Here is a 19,545-nt window from a genome sequence, read left to right as displayed (position 1 = left end):
TCGGTTCTCAGCAGCGAAAGCCTTCGCGCTCTTCCCTGCAAAGGATTCGAACATGGGCGAACTCACTGTCGATTTCGCTGACCAGTTTCTCGATACCGCCCAATGACGGCTGCTTGGCACGCTGTTCCAACTCTCCGCACAGCTCGGCCAGGCGGATGGCGCCCATATTGCTGCTACTGCCCTTGAAGCTGTGGGCCGTGGCGCTCAGCTTTTCAGCGTCCCGGGCCTCATGCAGCACACGCAGGCGGGCTTCGGAATCGTTGAGGAAAGTATCCAGCAACTCCAGATACCCATCTTCCATGACTTCCTTCAATGTGCTGAGCACATCGCGGTCCAGATGAATCTCACTCACTTGTTCGCTCCCTGATCAAGAATGGCCCGATTATGCCAGAGCCTCCCAGAAAAACTTCACGCTGGCACTACGACCATCGTCGGACCAACAGGCCTGATGGCTCAACTGCCGCACCAGACTCAGGCCCCGACCGGATAATCGATCACTGTCCAGCGGCCGCGCCAGCACCCGGGCGACATCGAAACCCTGGCCGCTGTCCTCCACCTCGACGACCAGGCAACCACCGTCACCGTGGGGGGTCACGTGCAAATGCACCCGCACGTGACCATCACTCAGCTCGTCCAGACGCCTGTTGCGCTCCTTGTAGTACTGCGCAAAACCCGACGCGTCATGCTTGATGCTCGAATCAAGCCCCAGCACTCCGTGCTCCAACGCATTGGAATAGAGTTCGGACATGACGCTGTACAGGGCACCACTCTGGGCTCTGAGCCCATGAACCTCAAGCAGCAACTGCAATAGGTACGGCATGGGGTTGAACCGCTTGAGCGTCTGCGCTCGAAACTCGAAGCTCACCGACCAGTCCAGCGGGCTGGATTGCCCGCTATCGGAATAGACCGGCGGCGGCGGGTTGAGTTGCCCTGGGGCGACCAGGCGCACCTCCACCATGCTGAAGTCGTCCCGGGCCTCGCCGCGAAAATCCCGAAGCGCCTGCTGAATATCTTCAAAAAGACGGTCGGGCTCACGGTTCTGCGCAAACACCTGCTGCAGCCCCTCCACTCCAAACGGTTGGTCATTATCGTCGCTGGTCTCGATCACACCGTCGGACAACAGGAATACCCGGTCCCCCAGCGCCATCGGGTGCACTTCGGTGCGGTCATCGAATAACTGAGGCTTGAGCACGCCCAATGGCAGGTGCCGCGCCGGCAACGGCGTACGCACGCCAGTGAGGCTGTCATGCAGGTAACCATCGGGCATGCCGCCATTCCAGACCTCCACCGTACAACGCTCGAAGCTCAGGCACAGTAGCGTCGCGCAACAGAACATATCCACCGGCAGAATGCGTTTGAGCTTGGCATTCATCTCCCGCAGGATCTGCGCCAGGCCGTAGCCCTTGGCGGTCATCCCGTAGAACACCTCCGCCAGCGGCATAGCGCCGACCGCCGCCGGCAGGCCATGGCCGGTGAAATCGCCCAAAAGGATGTGCATGTCGCCAGCCGGATTGAACGCGGCCAACAACAAATCGCCGTTGAACAAGGCATAGGGCGATTGCAGGTAACGGATGTTCGGCGCGCTCAGGCAGCCGGAATGGGCGATCTTGTCGAACACGGCCTTGGCGACCCGCTGCTCGTTGAGCAGGTAGTCATGGTGCCGGGCAATCTGGTCACGCTGCTCCACGACGGTGGCTTGCAATCGACGCAAGCGGTCCATGGCCTTGATCTTGGCGGCCAGGATCACTTGGTTATAGGGTTTGGCCAGGAAATCGTCGCCGCCAGCCTCCAGGCAACGGGCCAAGGCTTCGCTTTCGGTCAACGACGTGAGGAAAATGATCGGGACCAACTGGTCCCCGGCCAACTGCTTGATTTTTTGCGCAGCTTCGAAGCCGTCCATCACCGGCATCATCGCATCCATCAACACCAGGTGTGGGCGCTGCTCCAGATAGACGTCCACCGCCTCGGCGCCGTCAGCCGCAGTGAGCACGTGATGGCCCTGGCGGCGGACAATAGTCGACAGCAGCAGTCGGTCAGCGGCACTGTCTTCGGCAATCAGGACCGTCAGCGGCTCCGACGACGATTGCATGGTGATCAACTGATGTCGAACAGCTTGTCGAAGTTGGAGATCGCGAGAATTTTCTTGACGTCGCTGCTGCTGTTGACGACCCGGATGTCCGACTCGTCGCCACCGGCATGATCACGCAACAGCAAGAGCATGCCCAAGGCAGAGCTGTCCAGATAAGTGGCTTTCTTCAGGTCCACCACAATGGAATCAGGCTTTGTATTAAGCCTCTCGTAGGACTCACGAAACTCCTGATGCCGTCCGAAATCGAATCGACCTTCGACCGAAATCGTCAGTTTTTTCCCATCGTCGGATACTTCGGTAACAACTGACATAGTTGGCTTCCTTGTCATGGACATACGTGTACAAGGTTTAGCATCTGGTAGAGGTCTGAGCAAGGTTTTGGATCATTGAGCCGACAAAACCCTGGCGCAATGATCAATACGGGTCCTGACGCGGCAGACGCTGGGACAACTCATCCAGCAGTTTCTGCTCACGCTTGTCTTCCAGGCGCCGCGCCTCGTCAATGTAGCGCTGCACCAGTTTGCGCAGCCCTTCGACCCGCGCGAAGGCTTCCTGCCAGCTCTGACGGGCTTTTTCCAGGTTGTTCTGGTGCCAGACCAGGCTTTGGCGCTGCTGGTCGATAGCGGTGCCCAATTGCGCAAGAAACCCTTGGTAACCCAGCAGCCACTGCCCGGAAACCCCATGGCTGCCACGGGCGATCCATTGTTCCTGATACTCGAGACGGAAGTTTTCGAGGTCCGCCAGTTTGCTCTCGGCAACCTTGACCTGCCCTTGGAAATACGCCAAACGCTGGACAGCGGTTTTCTCGGCCTTTTCCGCCATGTCCACTACGGGTGCCAGGCGCGCCGCGCGACTCGTGGCCATGGCCGGTTACGTGCCTGCGACCGGGGTGAAAATGCTCTGCAGGTGCGCTTCGCTGGCGCCCATGCCGATGTTGTCGTTCAGGCTCTGGCGCAAGTAGACGGCCATGGCCGGATAAAGATTGATGGCGGTGTCGGTCTCACGGTCACCGCCAGGCACATAGGCGCCGACGCTGATCAGGTCACGGCTTTGCTGATAGCGCGACCAATACTGCTTGAACTGCTGGGCACGCTTCATGTGCTCGGCACTGATGACCGACGGCATGACCCGGCTGATGGACGCCTCGATGTCGATGGCCGGGTAATGCCCTTCCTCGGCCAGGCGCCTGGACAGCACGATGTGCCCGTCGAGTACGCCACGCGCGGAGTCGGCAATCGGATCCTGCTGGTCGTCGCCTTCAGACAGCACGGTATAAAACGCCGTGATCGAGCCGCCGCCCTTTTCCGCGTTACCGGCGCGCTCCACCAGTTTCGGCAGTTTGGCAAATACCGAAGGCGGATAGCCCTTGGTGGCGGGTGGTTCGCCAATGGCCAGGGCGATTTCCCGCTGGGCCTGGGCGAAACGAGTCAGCGAATCCATCAGCAACAGGACGTTCTTGCCCTTGTCGCGGAAGTACTCGGCAATGCGTGTGCAGTACATGGCGGCCCGCAGCCGCATCAGCGGTGCATCGTCCGCCGGCGAGGCCACGACCACCGAACGCTTGAGCCCTTCTTCGCCCAGGATGTGCTCGATGAATTCCTTCACCTCGCGACCCCGCTCGCCGATCAGCCCCACCACGATGATGTCGGCTTCAGTGAAACGGGTCATCATGCCCAGCAGCACACTCTTACCGACCCCGGTACCGGCGAACAGGCCCAGACGCTGGCCACGCCCAACCGTCAATAAACCGTTGATGCAACGAATGCCCACGTCCAGCGGTACGCTGATGGGATCGCGCTTTAGGGGGTTGATCGTCGGGCCGTCCATCGGTACCCAGTCTTCGGCCTTCATCCCGCCCTTGCCGTCCAAGGCACGTCCGGCCCCGTCCAGCACGCGCCCGAGCATGCCCATGCCCATGGGCAATCGACCTGTATCAGCCAGGGGCACCACGCGCGCGCCAGGTGCAATGCCGGCGACACTGCCCACCGGCATCAAAAATACCTTGCTGCCGGAAAAGCCCATGACTTCGGCTTCGACCTGCACCGGGTGGTAGCTGTCGTCGTTGATCACCATGCAGCGACTGCCCATGGCAGCCCGCAAGCCTTCGGCTTCAAGGGTCAACCCGACCATGCGCAGCAGGCGCCCCTCCAGGATCGGCTGGCCGGCCAACTCGGTGGCCTCGGCGTAACTGCCCAGGCGCTTGCCGAAACTGGTTCGCTCAAGGCGCATCGCGGCCGTCCAGCGCAGGAACATTCACTTCAGAGGTATCCGCTGCCCCATCGCCCAGATCGTTATCAGCGGCGATCAACGGCTCGTCCGGCAACTCCAGGCTCAAGTCGGCAGCGGCTGGGTGCAGGGCCTGTTCGTGCAATTGATCGAACAGCTTGGCCATGACCTGACTGATGCGGGTTTCAACCGTCGCATCGATACGGCTGTGCTCGGTTTCCACGCGGCAACCGCCGGGCAGCAATGCAACATCCTCGACGATGCGCCAGGTTTCTTCATGACGCTCGCGCAAGGCTTTGACCAGCTCGAAATCCTGAGGATTGATGTACAACCGCACATTGCCCACGCCGAGCGGCAACAGCTTGAGGGCTTCGCGCATGACATGTTCGATCTGATTCGAGTCGATGGCTAATTCACGCTGGATCACCTGTTTGGCGATGTGCTGCACCAAATCCACCAGTGATTTCTCGATCTGGGTGTCCTGCTCGGCGATAGGGTCGAACAGGTTGTGCATCAGCGATTCCAACGCCCGCAGCTTGGCCGTCAGCGCCACGTCGGCTTCCTGACGGACCTTGAGCGTGGTGCTGTGGAAGCCTTCTTTCTCACCAATGGCGAAGCCTTCGTTGTAGGCCTCCTGGCGAATGCTCTCGACTTCTTCCAGGGTCAGTGGCTGGACTTCCTCCAGCGGCACCTCCTCCATCTCCGGCAGTTCCTCCACCGGCGCGGGCTCAGGCTCGGGCACATGGGGATCGAAGCTGGGCAACGACCAGACGTCGAAACCACCGACGTCCCGGGCGCGGATCAGGTCGCTGGGTGACTCATCGCTCTTGGCAGACATAACAACCTTAGATCATCTCTTCGCCGCCCTTGCCACCGAGAACGATCTCTCCGGCTTCGGCCATACGGCGGGCGATGGTGAGGATTTCCTTCTGTGCGGTTTCCACGTCGCTGACGCGCACCGGGCCTTTGGCCTCGAGATCGTCGCGCAACAGTTCGGCCGCTCGTTTGGACATGTTCTTGAAGATCTTCTCCTTGACGCCTTCGTCCGAACCCTTGAGGGCCAACACCAGCACATCGGAGGACACTTCGCGCAACAGTGCCTGGATGCCACGGTCGTCGACATCCGAAAGGTTGTTGAACACGAACATGAGGTCTTCGATCTGACCGGACAGGTCCTCGTCGACTTCGCGGATCGAATCCATCAACTGACCTTCGATCGAACTGTCGAGGAAGTTCATGATATCCGCCGCACGCTTGATACCACCCAAGGTGGTGCGCGAGGCATTGGAATTGCCCGAGAACTGCTTCTCGAGAATCTGGTTCAATTCTTTCAGGGCCGCCGGTTGCACGGTGTTGAGCGAGGACACCCGCAGAATGATGTCCAGCCGCACTTTATGGTCGAAGTTGCCCAGCACTTCACCGGCCTGGTCAGGATCGAGGTAGGCCACCACGATCGCCTGGATCTGCGGGTGCTCGTAACGGATCACGTCGGCAACGGCACGAGGCTCCATCCACTTGAGGCTGTCCAGGCCGCTGGTATTGCCGCCCAGCAGAATCCGGTCGATGAGGCCGTTGGCCTTGTCCTCGCCCAATGCCTGGGTCAGCATCTTGCGCACGTAGTCATCGGAACCGACGCCCAGGCTGGTCTGATCGCCGACGATGTCGACGAACTCGCTCATGACCTGTTCGACCTGCTCACGGTGCACATTGCCCATCTGCGCCATGGCCACGCCCACACGCTGGACCTCCTTGGGCCCCATGTGGCGCAAAACTTGGGCGGCGTCGGTCGAACCCAGGGACAGCAGCAAAATCGCGGCTTTGTCGACCCGGGACAATTTGGCAACAGCGGCTCGATTATCACTCATCTGCGTTAATCCACTCTTTCACGACCTGAGCCACACGGCCCGGGTCTTCTGCCACCAGACTCTTGATGGCGTTCAACTGCGCGTCATAGCCTTCGCTCGGGCTTGGCAGCAGAATGCTCTGCGGCCCGCCGAGGCTGACGCGATCGTTGGCCAATTCGCCATCAAGGCCGCCCATGCCTCCCAGCTCTACATCACCCAAGCCAGCCAACTGCTTGTTCTTGCCGCCGCCGGTGATGTTGTTGAGCACCGGACGCAGCACGCCAAAGACCAGGATCAGGATGAACAGCACACCCAATACTTGCTTGACCACATCCCAGAACCAGGGTTGCGAATAAAACGGAACATCGGCAATGACTTCAGCACGCTCCAAGGAAAACGGCACGTTGATCACGCTGACGCTGTCGCCACGGCTGGCATCGAAACCCACGGCGTCCTGCACCAGGCGGGTAAAACGCGCCAATTCGTCGGCGTTCCACGGTGCACGGCTGGTTTCACCGTTGGCCGGGTTGACCTTGACCTGATCGTCCACCACCACGGCCACCGACAGGCGATTCAAACGGCCCTGTTGTTGCTTGGTGTGGCTGATGGAACGGTCCAACTCGAAGTTCTTGGTCGACTGCTGACGCTTGTCGGCCGGGTACGGCGCCAGCATCGGCTGGCCGGTGGCCGGGTCCATGATCTGCTGGCCATTGGCGTCGATCAGTGGCTGGCCTGGCTGCACCATGCCAGCGGCGGCTGCGCCACCACCGGCAACTTGCGGCGCAGTGGCGGGCGTTGGCGGCTGATTGCTCAGGGCACCCGGCACGCCTTGCGGGCCATTGCTGGAAGTACGCTGCTCAGTCACCGACTGCTCGCTGCGCAACGCCGGTTGATCGGGGTTGAACTGTTCGGACGTCGACTCAACGGCGCTGAAATCCACATCGGCCGACACTTCGGCCTTATAGCGATCGTTACCCAGGATCGGTTGCAGGATGTTGTGCACCCGCTGGGTCAGCATGCCTTCCATGCGGCGGCTGTAATCGAACTGCTTGCCGGCCATGGTCAGTGCGGAGTTTTCCGCCTGATCAGATAGCAGGTTGCCTTTCTGGTCGACCACAGTAATTTGCGATTTGCTCAACTCAGGTACGCTGGTCGCCACCAGATTGATGATGGCAAGCACCTGGCCTGGCTCCAGGGAGCGGCCCGAGTACAATTCCACCAGTACCGAAGCACTCGGTTTGCGCTCATCGCGCACAAACACCGAGCTTTTAGGGATGGCCAGGTGAACGCGGGCACCCTTGACATTGTTCAGGCTGGAGATGGTGCGCGCCAGCTCGCCTTCCAGGCCGCGACGATAACGGGTCGCTTCCATGAACTGGCTGGTGCCCAGGCCTTGGTCCTTGTCGAGAATCTCGAAACCGATGTTGCCATCGGTAGGCGTCACGCCGGCGGCGGCCAGCTTCAGCCGCGCACGGGCAACGTCATCGGCCTTGACCAGCAAGGCACCGGAATTAGGCTCAACGGTGTAAGGAATGTCGGCGGAAGCCAGGGTTTCCATGACTTGCTTGGCGTCCAGGCCTTCCAGGCTGCCATACAAAGGACGGTAGTCCGGCTGCTGGGACCACAGCACTACGGCAAAACCAATCGCCACGCTTGCAGCCAGACCCACCAACAGGCCCACCTGACGCAACATGGTCATCTCGGAGAGGTTTTCCAGGAAGGACAGGCCGAACAGCGGCGGTTTGCCGTCTATCGGAGAGGCCTTGGCCGGAACGTTATCAGAGGCTGCTTCTGCCATGACTCAATAGCTTCCTTAGACCGGCATCTGCATGATGTCTTGATAGGCTTGAACCAGCTTGTTGCGAACCTGGGTCAACGCCTGGAACGAGACAGAGGCTTTCTGCGAAGAGATCATTACGTCAGTCAGGTCGACGCCACTTTTGCCAATCTCGAAAGCACTGGCCAACTGGCTCGATGCCTGCTGCGTATCGTTCACTTTATTGACGGCTTGGCCGAGCATGTCGGAAAAGCTACTGCCGCCCACCTGTGGGACCGCGACCGATTTGGGCTGGGCCATGGCGTCCATCTGCATGGCCCGCATGTCCAGCATCAACCGATTAAATTCAATACCTTGGCTCATGGTCTACTCTCTCTGGCGGCCCGCATTTTTTTGACACTTACTCCGCGGGTACACTGGTGTTAGCAACAAGGGTGCCAGCTCCATGGCCGAAAGAAACAAATGCGCGCCCCTCTGTGGGAGCGAGCTTGCTCGCGATGACTCAGTCACATCCCACATCAATCTGACTGACCCACCGCTATCGCGAGCAAGCTCGCTCCCACAAGGGTTTCAACTGGCGAAGAGATACGCCTCGACGTCCATTCCAGCATCACGCATTTGCGCCAACTTATAGCGCAGGGTACGCGGGCTGATTCCCAGGCGTTCGGCAGCCTCCTTGCGACGGCCTCGTTCGGCGCGCAAGGTGTCGATGATCATCTGGAATTCACGACGACGCAGGTCGTCTCCCAAGGCGCCAGCTGACTCCCCTTCGATTTCCATCGGGGAGGCGAGCGTCGGCGCCGGTGAAGGCGACAGTACAGGCAACGGCGCACAAGCTACCGGCCCGGAAAGGCAGAAATCTTCCGGCTGGATCAAACCACCCTGCTGCAGGATCAATGCCCGCTGAATGGCGTTATCCAACTCTCGCACGTTGCCAGGCCAAGGGTAGGCAATCAGGAAAGCCTGGGCCTGGGGCGACAATCGGGCCGCTGCATGCTTCATTTTGTTGACGTGCTTGGCCAGCAGACGTTCGGCCAGCGGAAGGATATCGGCGGTACGCTCGCGCAACGGGCGCCAGGCCAGCGGGAATACCGAGAGGCGATAATAAAGGTCTTCTCGGAAACGCCCTGCCGCCACTTCGCCGGCCAGGTCACGGTTGGTGGTCGCCACCACACGGATGTCCAGGCTGATGGGCTTGCGCGCACCGACCCGCTCCACTTCCCGCTCTTGCAACACTCGCAGCAACTTGGCCTGCAAGCCCATGGGCATTTCGGAAATTTCATCCAGCAAGATGGTGCCGCCATCGGCTTGCTCGAACTTGCCGGCCTGGGCCGCAATGGCACCTGTGAACGAACCTTTTTCGTGACCGAACAGCGTGGCCTCAAGCATGTTGTCGGGAATCGCCGCACAGTTGATGGCAATGAACGGTTCGTTGGCGCGCCGGGATTGCTGGTGGATGTAGCGCGCCAGCACTTCCTTGCCGGTGCCTGACTCGCCGGAAATCAACACCGTCGAATCGCTGCGCGCCACCCGCGCCGCCAACTCCAGCAACTGCGCGCTGGCCGGCTCGAGTGCCACCGGCCCCTCCCCCTCGACGACCGGGCTGCCCAGGGCATGGCGCGCCACCAGGTCCAACAGCGCCTTGGGCTCGAACGGCTTGACCAGATAATCCGCGGCGCCCTGGCGCATGGCATCCACCGCGCGCTCGACGGCGCCATGGGCAGTCATCAGCAAGACCGGCAGTTGCGGCTGGCGGGCACGCAACAGGCCAAGCAGCTGATGACCGTCCATGCCGGGCATGTTGACGTCGCTGACCACCAGGCTGAACGCTTCCCGGCCCACCGCCAGCAGCGCCTCTTCCGCCGAACCGACGGCGGTGTAATCGTGCCCGGCCAATACCAGCGTATCGGCCAGCGCTTCGCGCAGGGCCCGGTCATCCTCAACCAGTAACACCTTGATCGCCATGACCTTACTCCACGCCCGATGCGCTGGAAAACAGCGGCAAGAGCACCAGCGCACAGGTCCCGCGCCCCAGCCGCGAACGCAATTGCAATTCGCCCTGATGCGCACGGGCCACGGCCTTGACCACGGTCAGGCCCAGGCCTGTGCCGGTGGTCTTGGTAGTGAAGAACGGCTCCCCAAGACGCGCCAGCACGGCCGGCTCGATACCGCTGCCACTGTCGCTGACACACAGGCGCAAGGTGTTGTCACGGGTATACAAGTGCACCTTCAAGCGGGCATTGCCGCCGCTGGCCTGGATTGCATTTTCGATGAGGTTCAACACGGCGCCCACCAGGGTGTCGCGGTTACACAGCACCTCACCGGCATGACTGTCGCACTGCCAGCGGATCGGCAGATCCTGCACATGGGTCAACGCCGCCGCCTGCAAGGACTGCAGCAGGGCTTTTGGGGTGATGCGGTCGGTCAGCGGCAGTTCGCCACGGGCGAATACCAGCATGTCGCGCACTTGATGCTCCAACTCGTGCAGGCGCTCTTTTAGGCGCCCGGCGAACCGCTGCTGGGTTTCCATCGGCAGTTGCTGTTCAGTCAGATGACTGGCGTACAGAAGGGCAGCAGAGAGCGGCGTACGAATTTGATGAGCCAGCGACGCGACCATCCGCCCCAGGGAAGACAAGCGCTCATGACGGGCCAGTTGATCCTGCAGGTGACGGGTTTCAGTCAGATCGTTGAGCAGCACCAATTGCCCAGGCTCGGCATCCAGCGAACGCGTCGAAATGGACAGACGACGACCGTCCTTGAGGGACACCTCATGGCCGTCGTCTTCACGAGGGGCGAAGCAGCGGGCGATGACATGCCGCCACAACTCACCTTCCAGCGGCAAGCCAAGCAACTCGCAGGCTGCCGGATTGGCTTCACGCACGCGGCCGTGGGCATCAATGACAATCACGCCACCGGGCAACAGATCGAGCAGATTTTGCAGGCGATTAGCCAGGCGTTCTTTTTCCGCCAGCTCCTGCATGCGCTGGGCACTGACCACCGCCAGCTCACCCTTGAGTTCGGTGACCCGAGCTTCGAGCAGGCTGTAGGAATCGGTCAGTTGGCTGGACATCTGATTGAACAGCGAAAACGACTGTTCAAGTCCAAGCCGGCTTGCCTGCTCGGCGGACGACATGAGCCCCGGCTCAGGGACAGGAGACATCTGGGCGACTTGGGTCATCGGGCTCTCTCGCTTGGCTGACCGTCAGTTAAACGGAACGTTGCGAGGGCTATAGCAATACCCGTGCCGAAAAAAAACCGCCTGAAAATCAGGCGGTTGGAAAACAGGCGTCAATCATCCGCCTGTTCATCTCCTTCGCGACGGCTCATGCCGTACTTGCGCATCTTTTCCACCAGGGTGGTACGACGGATGCGCAGGCGTTCCGCTGCACGGGCCACGATACCGTTGGCGTCGTCCAAGGCCTGCTGGATGAGCCCTTGTTCCAGGCCTCCCAGATAATCCTTGAGGTCCAGGCCTTCCGGCGGCAGCAAGGCATTGGCGGTGAAATCCGGCGTATGACCGTTGATGGCCACCCGCTCTTCCAGATCGCTGCGCAGGCTGTCGACCATTTGCTCGTCTTCGTCATCGACGTAACGGAATTTCTTCGGCAACTCGGTCACACCGATCACCCCGTACGGATGCATGATCGCCATGCGCTCCACCAGGTTGGCCAGTTCGCGGACGTTGCCCGGCCAGCCATGGCGGCACAGGGACATGATCGCCGCCGAGTTGAACCTAATCGAACCGCGCTTCTCGTGCTCCATGCGCGAAATCAGCTCGTTCATCAGCAGCGGGATGTCTTCGACACGCTCACGCAGCGGCGCCATCTCGATCGGGAATACGTTGAGGCGGTAATAGAGGTCTTCACGGAAACTGCCGATCTCGATCATGGTTTCGAGATTCTTGTGGGTCGCGGCGATGATCCGTACGTCGACGCTCTGGGTCTTGTTACTGCCCACGCGTTCAAAAGTACGTTCTTGCAGGACCCGCAGCAGCTTGACCTGCATCGGCAACGGCATGTCGCCGATTTCATCGAGGAACAGCGTGCCGCCGTTCGCCAGCTCGAAACGCCCGGCCCGGCTGGTGATCGCACCAGTGAAGGCGCCCTTCTCGTGGCCGAACAACTCGCTCTCCAGCAACTCGGCAGGGATCGCACCGCAGTTGACCGGCACGAACGGCGCTTCGCGGCGCTTGGAGTGGTAATGCAGGTTGCGCGCAACCACTTCCTTGCCGGTGCCCGATTCGCCAAGAATCAACACGCTGGCGTCGGTGTCGGCCACCTGCTGCATCATCTGGCGCACGTGCTGGATCGCCCGGCTGGTGCCGACGAGGCTACGGAAAAGATTGGGCTCACGATGCCTGCCACGCTCACGGGCCTGGTCGTACATCTCGCGATAAACCTGGGCGCGATGCAGCGAATCCAGCAACTTGCTGTAGCTGGGCGGCATTTCGAGGGTCGAAAGCACCCGGCGGCGCTGGTCTTCAGGCAAGTCAACGGAAGAATTTTCGCCCATTAACAAAACCGGAAGGAACTCATCCCAGGTCGAGAGTGTCTTTAACAAGCCCAAAAGAGTCGCGGGTGCATTGACGGTCCCGATCAGGACACAAATGACTTCACGACTGGACGACAAAGAGCCGACGGCCTGCTGCCAGTCATGGCTTCCGCAGGGTAAATTTTCTTCGCCAAGAAAATTTAAGATCACCGCCAGGTCGCGGCGGCGGACGCTATCGTCATCGATCAGGAGAATTTTGGTTTCACGCCACATGCAATAGCAACTTCCCTAGTCAACTCAATGCCCGGATTTGGGGGCAAGCTAGACGCTTGCAGACTTGTCATGCCTGTAGACGCCTGAAATCTGGATACAGCCACTAGTTAAGTCAAAAAACCGCGCACAGTCAAATTTATGGCGCACATGGTTCGGATTAACTGAGCGTTAACCGAACAGATGGTAAACCTTTGCCGCGTTCTGTGCTTGATGGATCTGCGACATCTCGTCGACGATCGCCTGACGCTCTCCTGTCGCCGCCTCCAGCAATTGCCGGTAGACCCCCATCAACTCCTCAAGATTATTACGCAACGCCGCCTCGTCCACCTCGGACTCGCTCAGGACGTCTTCCATGCAGGAACGACAGGCCAGGTCCAATTGACCGATGGCCTCCCAATTGCGCTCAGCCAAGGCATCGACCAGGGCATCACGGGTGAGTTCGATTCGCTGCAAGACAAGACTCATGAGAGTACTCCTAGAATTGCGGACCAGGTGCGGCGATGCCATCCCAGCCTTCCTTGACCGTGCGAAGCAGATCGGCGACTTCGTCGAGGATCTTCGGATCGGTCTTGATGTTGGCTTCGGCCAGGCGTTTCATCATGTAGGTATAAAGGTTATCCAGTTCAGTCACCGACTCGGCCTGGTTTTCCAGGTCCAAGCCCTCACGCAGACCGCCGATGATGCCGATGGCCTTGCTGATCAACACACCCTTGTTCGGAATGTCCTTGCGCTCCATCGCACCCTTGGCCTGGGCGATACGGTCCAGACCGCCTTCCATGAGCATCTGTACCAGACGATGGGGGCTTGCTTCGGAGGTTTGCGCCTGGGCGCCAATCTTCTGGTATTGGCGAAGGGCTAACATCGGATTCATGTTCTACCTCATCAAAAAAACTTCGGTTCGTATAAAGAGCGTATCGACGCTGCGTCAAAAAACTTTAGATCGAAAAAGCCGAAAGCCCGGAGCATTGTCAAAACACTGCCGGGCTTTTTTGCGTCGATCGAAAATCAGCTGTTTTTCTGCTGAGCCGTCATCGCTTCGAACATGGAAGTGATGTTGCTGGCCGTGGCCTTCAGCCTGCCAACCAGGGTGTCCATGTCGTTGTACTTCTTGGTCAGTACGGCAGTAAGGGTCTCGATCCGGCGATCAAGAGCCTGCTGATCCTCGAACAGCTTCGTCTTGATGATGTCGAGGTTCTTGGAGCGAGTAGTCAAGATGGCCTCTGAGCCCCCAATACCACCCGCACCCGTCTTGCCCTCAGTGTACGGCTTGATGGCGTTATCCATGCGCTCAAGCAGGCCATTCTCACCTGCGAACAGTGTTTGGATCTCCCCACCCAACTGCCTGTCATTCAACGCAGCGGTGAATTTCCCACTGTCGAAATCCAGAGTTCCGGTCGTCTGATTGGTGGTGATTCCCAACTGAGAAAGAACCGTCAGCTTGTCACCTGCACCGACTTCAGACAAAGGCGCGCGAATAGCCGCCAACAGTGAGCGAGGCAACGAGTCACCGGTCAAGGCCGCTGGAACCGAGTTACCTTCCGCATCTGTGGTCGGCTTGGTCAGGGACGTCACGGCCTTCGCAACAGCGTTATAAGCATCGACGAACTTTTGGATCGAAGCCTTCAGACCATCGCTGTTGGTAGCAACGGTAACGATTGTCGGGCCAGTGTCCTCGACGAGTAACGTCATACTCAGGCCCGAGACCACGTTGTCCAGCTTGTTGGTCTTGCTGCTCATCTCCAGGCCGTCGACAGTGAACTTGGCGTCCTGGGCAAGGCCTAGGGACCCTGAAGAATTCGCGGTAGGTGGCGAGACCATTGGAACGGAGCCGTCAGCTGCGAGACTGGCAATACCGCTGAGGGAGATATCATTACCCGCACCGGTTTTAGTCGAGCCGACCACCAGGCGTGAACCAAAGCTGTCGGTCACGATGTTGGCAGTCAGACCGCTGGAGGAGTACTTACTGTTGATGGCATCCCGAACCGACTGCAGCGTCGAATCAGCCGGGATATCAAGCGCGTAATCCGTGCCCCCCTGACTGATTGTCAGCGTGCCGGTCTCCACCGCACTGCTAGTCCCACCAGCAAAAGCAGCCGTCGCAACCTTTGAAGAAGTGGCCAGTTGCGTGACGTTTACCGTGTAGGTACCACTTACTGCCGAGTTGCCCGCCGTCACCGTCAACGCACTGGTATTGGCCGAAGTGGCGGCAACGCCGGTAAATTGAGGCGTGGTCGTGCTGCCCAAGGCCTTCAAGGTAGACTGGAAGGTCGCCAACAGAGACTTCAGGGTGCCAATCCCGGAAATATTGGAGGTATTGGTCTTGGTGGCACGGTCAATCTGACCTTGCTTGGCTGCTTTGTCAGAATCCACCAACGCCTTGACGATAGCGCCAGTGTCAAGGCCAGAGCCTAAACCCAAGCCAGGTAGAATTGGACTTGCCATGTGGGACTCCCTTCAGTATGTCGGCGACCTTTGGGCTATTAACAACGCTCAAAAAACCGAACAACAAATTCGTGCCAGCTGTCAGGCTTCTGCGCTGAACAACAGGCTGTTTGCATCATTCAAGCTATTGGCCAGTTTCAGAACTTCTTCATTGGGAATCTGGCGAATCACTTCACCGGAACCGCTGGCAATGACTTTGACCACTACTTTGCCTGAAGGCTCATCAATAGAAAACTCCAGGTTACGCTTGACCGACTGCACAAACTTTTCAATTTCTTGAACCGCTTGCTTGAGCTTGTCTTTCTCAGCCGCTGGATCTTTGGGCTCATCTTTGACCGACGTCAAACTGGCGGCCTCGGTTCGAGGCTTCTCCACTGGCTTGTCGGCAACTGTCGGGGCCGGCTTCGCAGCTGGATAAGACAAGTTCAGCTTCACGCTCATATCCATGTCCATCACCTCTTGAACGGAAAAAGCGAGAGAGCACGCAAGCGCACTCCCCCGCTAAAACTCATCCAGCTATTACTGAAGCAGCTTCAGTACAGCGGACGGCAGTTGGTTGGCCTGGGCCAGAACCGAAGTGGAAGCCTGTTGCAGAGTCTGCTGCTTGGTCAGCTGGGCAGTTTCAGCAGCGAAGTCGGTGTCTTGTACGCGACCCAGAGCAGCAGCGGCGTTTTCGTTGATGTTCTGCAGGTTGGAGATCGTGCTGGTCAGACGGTTCTGGGCAGCACCGAGGTCCGCACGGCTGGCGTTGATGGTTGCCAGAGCAGCGTCGATCGCGTCGATTGCAGCTGCGGTGTTGGTCTCAGCTTCAGCACTGTCTGCAGCGCTGATCGCGATGGCAGCAGAGTCAACGCTCAGGGTGGCAGCGTCGAAGCTGTCGCTCAGGGTCAGAGTGATCTGGTTGGTAGCACCAGTGTTGGAGCCGACCTGGAAGGTCATGGTGCCAGCGGAACCGTCGATCAGATTCTTGCCGTTGAGGTTGGTAGAGTCGGCGATACGGGTCAGTTCGTCCGACATCTGAGCAAATTCTTTGTTCAGAGCATCACGGTCAGCTGTACCGTTGTTGTCGTTTCGTGCCTGTACGGCCAGTTCACGCATACGCTGCAGAATGTTGGTGGATTCCTGCAGAGCGCCTTCAGCGGTCTGAGCGATGGAGATACCATCGTTGGCGTTCTTGATCGCAACAGTCTGACCGCGGATTTGCGAGGTCATACGAGTGGAGATCTGCAGGCCAGCGGCGTCGTCTTTAGCGCTGTTGATTTTCAGGCCGGAAGACAGACGGGTCATCGAAGTGGACAGAGCATCGGAAGCCTTGTTCAGGTTCTTCTGAACGTTCAACGATGTGACGTTAGTGTTTACTGTTAAAGCCATGACGAATTCCTCGTTGGTTGGGTACTGCGGCTTCCGGCCCTGGCAACCGCCGGGTGTGGCCTAGAGAACCTTCGTAATAGTTATCGTCGTAATCGGAACTTGCTTTAGCGGTTTTTTCAAAATTTTTGCCATCAGGATGCCACCCCCCGTAAATCAAGGACTTGGCGGCGATTGAAAGGAAGAAAAATGGCGTCAGGGAAACGCCGCTGGCGTCACTGGAGGCGAATGGCGGCGGTGCGGCGGCAAAAAACGTCAGATCGACTGATCAGCGGTCAGCAGTTGGACCCACTCGTACTCAAGATAATCGGCTAACGAGATCCAGTTCTGCGTCTGCTGCTCACTCAGCATCAAGGCAAGTAGCGTGTTCCATGACGAGGGGGCATCGCCTGGCATCCGTTCAACCAAAGGTTGAGCCGACTCAATCAGCGCGACCATTGCCAACCCCGCCTCAACATCCCTTCCGAGACGAAACAGGCGTGCGCATTCACGGGCGTCATCGACCAACCCTTGAAGTTGGCTCATTGCACATACTCCGGGTGGAAATCAGTGCCGACAATCATTGCCCCGTCCCGACTGCTGTTACGGAAACGCACCTGGGGGTGCCCGGCAATAAAACGCTCCAGCTCGCAGAGGTAACTGCGGAAATTGAGCTGGGTCTTGACTCGCCGGCCATACCCATCGAGCACCCAATGCCTGGACGCGCCCAGTTGCGGGCCCAAGTCACCGTCACCCCAACCTGCATGAGTCTTGTCATGGGGAAAGGCAAAGTCGGCACCGAAGAGCGTGACCTGCGCTGCCCCCATTTTCACCGCCAGATCGACGGCCGGATGAATCACGCTGCCGCCCACATGGAGTTCGGCCCGGCGCAGCTGCCCCCGCATCTGACGGTAGACAGGACTCGAGGAGTAACCGGCGTAACGCGGCCCCCGCCACGCTCCGATCACTAAAGGGTCGGCCATCGGCAGATAAACCAGGGCAATGCCGTCGGTGCTTTCAGGCGGAAGATGACGCGCCGAGATACGCTGGTCGATGCTGACCACAATATCCGGGACAATGCCATGACCGATCAACGGTCGGTAAGCCGTATCGACACAAATCAACAACGGTCGCTCGGCTTGCTTGCTCAGATGACGCAGTTTCTCGAAGTGCTGCTCAAGACTGGGACCGGTGGCAACGACAAATGCCTCACGCCCGCTTAAGGTACCGAACAGCTCGGCAACGTCACCATCTTTGCGCACAAGACTGAACGTCGATTGCAGACGCTCGACAATCTCAGGGGACTGAGGGTCGAACGCTCGGTTAGTGAAGTCCAGATGAATTTCACTGATCAATCGATCACGAATCTTGGCGTTGTAATCATCAGCCAGCACCAACTCGGCGGGGAGTGCAAAAAATGGCAGTTGGATTTCCGCCAGATCACCCGCATAGAGCAGCACCACTCTCGGATCGGCAAGCCAGGGCGATTGATCCAGCACCTGCAGCACCAGGCCGAACACCGCACCGTTGAGGACATGCACAAATAGCCGTTCAAGCCCGGCCCGCTCCAGCAAGCGATTCTGCAGATCGCCCAGTCCGGTGCCGTAGACATGCACAGTGGAGGCGCTCAGTGCCACACTGGCGGCTTGCAGGTCTGCTTCGGCGAGACGGTCATGTCGACTGGTCAATTGGATACCGTTGACGCTCAAGGTCGACCCCAGCCCCTCTACCAGGTCGGCCTGCAATCCACCGACATCCTCCATTGACAAGCGCTCAGCCAAGGCCGGCCAACGCTGCTGGATTATCTGGAGATTGCGCTCAAAGAACTCGCTCATGGCGTCTCGCTTTCGCGTCAGGCAAAAAAATAGCGTTCAAGGTTACACCTTGGACGCTATTTTTGTGCCCGGGTTTTAGTGGCTCAGGGGCGATAGATGATCGCCGAGCCCCATGACAGGCCTACGCCGAAGCCACTCAACGCCACACGCTTCCAGTCGGAATCGAGCACGTGCTTCTCCAGCAGCAGTGGAATGCTCGACGACACGGTGTTGCCGGTCTCGACCATATCCTTGATGAACTTCTCCGGCTCGCCCTCGAAACGTCGCGCCACGGCGTCGACGATTGCCGCGCTGCCCTGGTGAATGCAGAACGCATCGATGTCGCTGGCTTGAAGGTTAGAGTCGGCGAGCAACTCATGCAAATGGGCCGGAACCTTGAGCAAGGCGAAGTTGAAGACCTGGCGGCCGTTCATGAAAAATACGCCGTCGCTGACCTTCAGGTGCGGCGCACCGGAACCGTCGGTGCCGAACTTGGCTTTGCCCAGTTGCCACGGGGCATCCTCCCCCATCCAGGTAGCGGTAGCGGCGTCGCCGAACAGCATCGTGGTATTGCGGTCTTCCGGGTCGACGATCTTCGAGTACGGGTCGGCAGTCACCAACAGGCCATTCTTCAGGCCAGCGGCTTCCATGAACCCCTTGATCGCATAGATACCGTAGACATAGCCGGAGCAACCCAGGGAAATATCGAACGCCGCCACGGTGGTCGGCAGGCCGAGCTTGTCCTGAACGATGGCCGCCGTGTGGGGCAGACCTTCTTCGTCGCCGTTTTGGGTGACAACGATCAGCACGTCGACGGATTCGCGTTTCAGGCCGGGATTGTTGGCAAACAGCGCGTTGACCGCTTCGACACACAGGTCCGAGGTTTCCTGCCCGTCATCCTTGCGAGGCAAGAAGGCGGAACCAATCTTGCCAAGGATGAATTCCTCATCCTTTTCAAATTTTGCACCTTGTGCGTAATTGTCCACGCCGGCTACAGGAACGTAGCTCGCAATGCCTTTTATGCCAATCATTACGGCTTCCCAATCAAAAACAGCCCAATACCACCGCTCGCAAGGAATCGAGGGGCGCCGACAAACGGGAAGTGCAAAGGGCTATCACTGGGCCTGATAAGGGCCAGGCGCCATCTTCCCGGTCAATACAATACAGTGAAGATGCGCGTTATGACTCGTAGGTCACGCTATTTTGCTGAAAAGCCCTCTTGAAAAGGGCTATGCAGTGATG

General features: G+C 59.0%; 20 protein-coding genes. All 20 read right to left on the bottom strand.

What is annotated here, in order from left to right; all coding sequences use genetic code 11:
• Positions 1–7: 7 nt before the first annotated feature.
• The 20 genes from QNH97_RS07690 to QNH97_RS07595 all read right to left on the bottom strand — a co-directional run bounded on the left by QNH97_RS07690 (position 8) and on the right by QNH97_RS07595 (position 19,334).
• Positions 8–352: an Hpt domain-containing protein gene (locus tag QNH97_RS07690; RefSeq protein WP_283556304.1), complete on the bottom strand. Its 345-nt coding sequence runs from the start codon at positions 350–352 to the stop codon at positions 8–10.
• 30 nt (positions 353–382) lie between these two features.
• Positions 383–2,089, bottom strand: a complete 1,707-nt coding sequence (locus QNH97_RS07685; protein WP_283556303.1) for an ATP-binding SpoIIE family protein phosphatase — start codon at positions 2,087–2,089, stop codon at positions 383–385.
• Positions 2,090–2,094: 5 nt separating this feature from the next.
• Positions 2,095–2,400 carry an STAS domain-containing protein gene (locus QNH97_RS07680; RefSeq protein WP_283556302.1) on the bottom strand — a complete coding sequence of 102 codons (306 nt, stop codon included), beginning with the start codon at positions 2,398–2,400 and terminating at the stop codon, positions 2,095–2,097.
• A 103-nt stretch (positions 2,401–2,503) separates the two neighbouring features.
• Positions 2,504–2,953 (bottom strand): flagellar export protein FliJ, encoded by a 450-nt coding sequence (gene fliJ, locus QNH97_RS07675; protein WP_283556301.1) that lies wholly within the window; start codon positions 2,951–2,953, stop codon positions 2,504–2,506.
• A 6-nt stretch (positions 2,954–2,959) separates the two neighbouring features.
• On the bottom strand, positions 2,960–4,318 hold the full coding sequence (gene fliI / locus QNH97_RS07670) for a flagellar protein export ATPase FliI (RefSeq protein WP_025212501.1): 1,359 nt from the start codon (positions 4,316–4,318) through the stop codon (positions 2,960–2,962).
• Positions 4,308–5,153: a flagellar assembly protein FliH gene (gene fliH, locus QNH97_RS07665; RefSeq protein WP_283556300.1), complete on the bottom strand. Its 846-nt coding sequence runs from the start codon at positions 5,151–5,153 to the stop codon at positions 4,308–4,310. Before fliH ends, fliI begins: the two co-directional genes overlap by 11 nt.
• Positions 5,154–5,160: 7 nt before the next feature.
• Positions 5,161–6,180 carry a flagellar motor switch protein FliG gene (fliG, locus tag QNH97_RS07660; RefSeq protein ID WP_003184041.1) on the bottom strand — a complete coding sequence of 340 codons (1,020 nt, stop codon included), beginning with the start codon at positions 6,178–6,180 and terminating at the stop codon, positions 5,161–5,163.
• Positions 6,173–7,957 carry a flagellar basal-body MS-ring/collar protein FliF gene (fliF, locus tag QNH97_RS07655; RefSeq protein ID WP_283556299.1) on the bottom strand — a complete coding sequence of 595 codons (1,785 nt, stop codon included), beginning with the start codon at positions 7,955–7,957 and terminating at the stop codon, positions 6,173–6,175. Before fliF ends, fliG begins: the two co-directional genes overlap by 8 nt.
• A gap of 15 nt (positions 7,958–7,972) precedes the next feature.
• Entirely contained in the window at positions 7,973–8,299 is a 327-nt protein-coding gene (gene fliE, locus QNH97_RS07650) for a flagellar hook-basal body complex protein FliE (RefSeq protein WP_072389504.1), read from the bottom strand.
• Positions 8,300–8,506: 207 nt separating this feature from the next.
• Positions 8,507–9,901 (bottom strand): sigma-54-dependent response regulator transcription factor FleR, encoded by a 1,395-nt coding sequence (fleR, locus tag QNH97_RS07645; protein WP_283556298.1) that lies wholly within the window; start codon positions 9,899–9,901, stop codon positions 8,507–8,509.
• A gap of 4 nt (positions 9,902–9,905) precedes the next feature.
• Complete coding sequence (locus QNH97_RS07640; protein WP_283556297.1) at positions 9,906–11,114, bottom strand: sensor histidine kinase; 1,209 nt, start codon at positions 11,112–11,114, stop codon at positions 9,906–9,908.
• Positions 11,115–11,224: 110 nt separating this feature from the next.
• On the bottom strand, positions 11,225–12,700 hold the full coding sequence (locus QNH97_RS07635; protein ID WP_283556296.1) for a sigma-54 dependent transcriptional regulator: 1,476 nt from the start codon (positions 12,698–12,700) through the stop codon (positions 11,225–11,227).
• A gap of 168 nt (positions 12,701–12,868) precedes the next feature.
• On the bottom strand, positions 12,869–13,165 hold the full coding sequence (gene fliT, locus QNH97_RS07630) for a flagellar protein FliT (RefSeq protein WP_283556295.1): 297 nt from the start codon (positions 13,163–13,165) through the stop codon (positions 12,869–12,871).
• Positions 13,166–13,175: 10 nt separating this feature from the next.
• On the bottom strand, positions 13,176–13,571 hold the full coding sequence (fliS, locus tag QNH97_RS07625) for a flagellar export chaperone FliS (protein WP_283556294.1): 396 nt from the start codon (positions 13,569–13,571) through the stop codon (positions 13,176–13,178).
• Between the two features lie 134 nt (positions 13,572–13,705).
• The gene (gene fliD / locus QNH97_RS07620; RefSeq protein ID WP_283556293.1) at positions 13,706–15,142 is read right to left on the bottom strand and encodes a flagellar filament capping protein FliD; all 1,437 of its coding nucleotides are present in this window, start codon (positions 15,140–15,142) and stop codon (positions 13,706–13,708) included.
• An 81-nt stretch (positions 15,143–15,223) separates the two neighbouring features.
• A complete protein-coding gene (locus QNH97_RS07615; RefSeq protein WP_283556292.1) occupies positions 15,224–15,589 on the bottom strand; it encodes a flagellar protein FlaG in 366 nt (121 codons plus the stop codon).
• Between the two features lie 72 nt (positions 15,590–15,661).
• Positions 15,662–16,513 (bottom strand): flagellin domain-containing protein, encoded by an 852-nt coding sequence (locus tag QNH97_RS07610; protein ID WP_024617493.1) that lies wholly within the window; start codon positions 16,511–16,513, stop codon positions 15,662–15,664.
• A gap of 252 nt (positions 16,514–16,765) precedes the next feature.
• Positions 16,766–17,035, bottom strand: a complete 270-nt coding sequence (locus tag QNH97_RS07605) for a hypothetical protein (protein WP_283556291.1) — start codon at positions 17,033–17,035, stop codon at positions 16,766–16,768.
• Positions 17,032–18,324: a motility associated factor glycosyltransferase family protein gene (locus QNH97_RS07600; protein WP_283556290.1), complete on the bottom strand. Its 1,293-nt coding sequence runs from the start codon at positions 18,322–18,324 to the stop codon at positions 17,032–17,034. Before QNH97_RS07600 ends, QNH97_RS07605 begins: the two co-directional genes overlap by 4 nt.
• A gap of 83 nt (positions 18,325–18,407) precedes the next feature.
• Positions 18,408–19,334 carry a ketoacyl-ACP synthase III gene (locus QNH97_RS07595; RefSeq protein ID WP_283556289.1) on the bottom strand — a complete coding sequence of 309 codons (927 nt, stop codon included), beginning with the start codon at positions 19,332–19,334 and terminating at the stop codon, positions 18,408–18,410.
• Positions 19,335–19,545: the final 211 nt, after the last annotated feature.

The sequence above is a fragment of the Pseudomonas sp. G2-4 genome (assembly GCF_030064125.1).
In the GTDB taxonomy this organism is placed as follows: Bacteria; Pseudomonadota; Gammaproteobacteria; order Pseudomonadales; family Pseudomonadaceae; genus Aquipseudomonas.
Note: the sequence above shows the minus strand (reverse complement) of the source record. Positions and strands in the feature narration are given on the sequence as shown.

Bases quoted from the DNA above. Each gene is read 5' to 3' on its own strand.
- QNH97_RS07685 (WP_283556303.1), bottom strand. From the start codon at position 2,089: ATGCAATCGTCGTCGGAGCCGCTGACGGTCCTGATTGCCGAAGACAGT.
- QNH97_RS07680 (WP_283556302.1), bottom strand. From the start codon at position 2,400: ATGTCAGTTGTTACCGAAGTATCCGACGATGGGAAAAAACTGACGATT.
- fliJ (WP_283556301.1), bottom strand. From the start codon at position 2,953: ATGGCCACGAGTCGCGCGGCGCGCCTGGCACCCGTAGTGGACATGGCG.
- fliI (WP_025212501.1), bottom strand. From the start codon at position 4,318: ATGCGCCTTGAGCGAACCAGTTTCGGCAAGCGCCTGGGCAGTTACGCC.
- fliH (WP_283556300.1), bottom strand. From the start codon at position 5,153: ATGTCTGCCAAGAGCGATGAGTCACCCAGCGACCTGATCCGCGCCCGG.
- fliG (WP_003184041.1), bottom strand. From the start codon at position 6,180: ATGAGTGATAATCGAGCCGCTGTTGCCAAATTGTCCCGGGTCGACAAA.
- fliF (WP_283556299.1), bottom strand. From the start codon at position 7,957: ATGGCAGAAGCAGCCTCTGATAACGTTCCGGCCAAGGCCTCTCCGATA.
- fliE (WP_072389504.1), bottom strand. From the start codon at position 8,299: ATGAGCCAAGGTATTGAATTTAATCGGTTGATGCTGGACATGCGGGCC.
- fleR (WP_283556298.1), bottom strand. From the start codon at position 9,901: ATGGCGATCAAGGTGTTACTGGTTGAGGATGACCGGGCCCTGCGCGAA.
- QNH97_RS07640 (WP_283556297.1), bottom strand. From the start codon at position 11,114: ATGACCCAAGTCGCCCAGATGTCTCCTGTCCCTGAGCCGGGGCTCATG.
- QNH97_RS07635 (WP_283556296.1), bottom strand. From the start codon at position 12,700: ATGTGGCGTGAAACCAAAATTCTCCTGATCGATGACGATAGCGTCCGC.
- fliT (WP_283556295.1), bottom strand. From the start codon at position 13,165: ATGAGTCTTGTCTTGCAGCGAATCGAACTCACCCGTGATGCCCTGGTC.
- fliS (WP_283556294.1), bottom strand. From the start codon at position 13,571: ATGAATCCGATGTTAGCCCTTCGCCAATACCAGAAGATTGGCGCCCAG.
- fliD (WP_283556293.1), bottom strand. From the start codon at position 15,142: ATGGCAAGTCCAATTCTACCTGGCTTGGGTTTAGGCTCTGGCCTTGAC.
- QNH97_RS07615 (WP_283556292.1), bottom strand. From the start codon at position 15,589: ATGGATATGAGCGTGAAGCTGAACTTGTCTTATCCAGCTGCGAAGCCG.
- QNH97_RS07610 (WP_024617493.1), bottom strand. From the start codon at position 16,513: ATGGCTTTAACAGTAAACACTAACGTCACATCGTTGAACGTTCAGAAG.
- QNH97_RS07605 (WP_283556291.1), bottom strand. From the start codon at position 17,035: ATGAGCCAACTTCAAGGGTTGGTCGATGACGCCCGTGAATGCGCACGC.
- QNH97_RS07600 (WP_283556290.1), bottom strand. From the start codon at position 18,324: ATGAGCGAGTTCTTTGAGCGCAATCTCCAGATAATCCAGCAGCGTTGG.
- QNH97_RS07595 (WP_283556289.1), bottom strand. From the start codon at position 19,334: ATGATTGGCATAAAAGGCATTGCGAGCTACGTTCCTGTAGCCGGCGTG.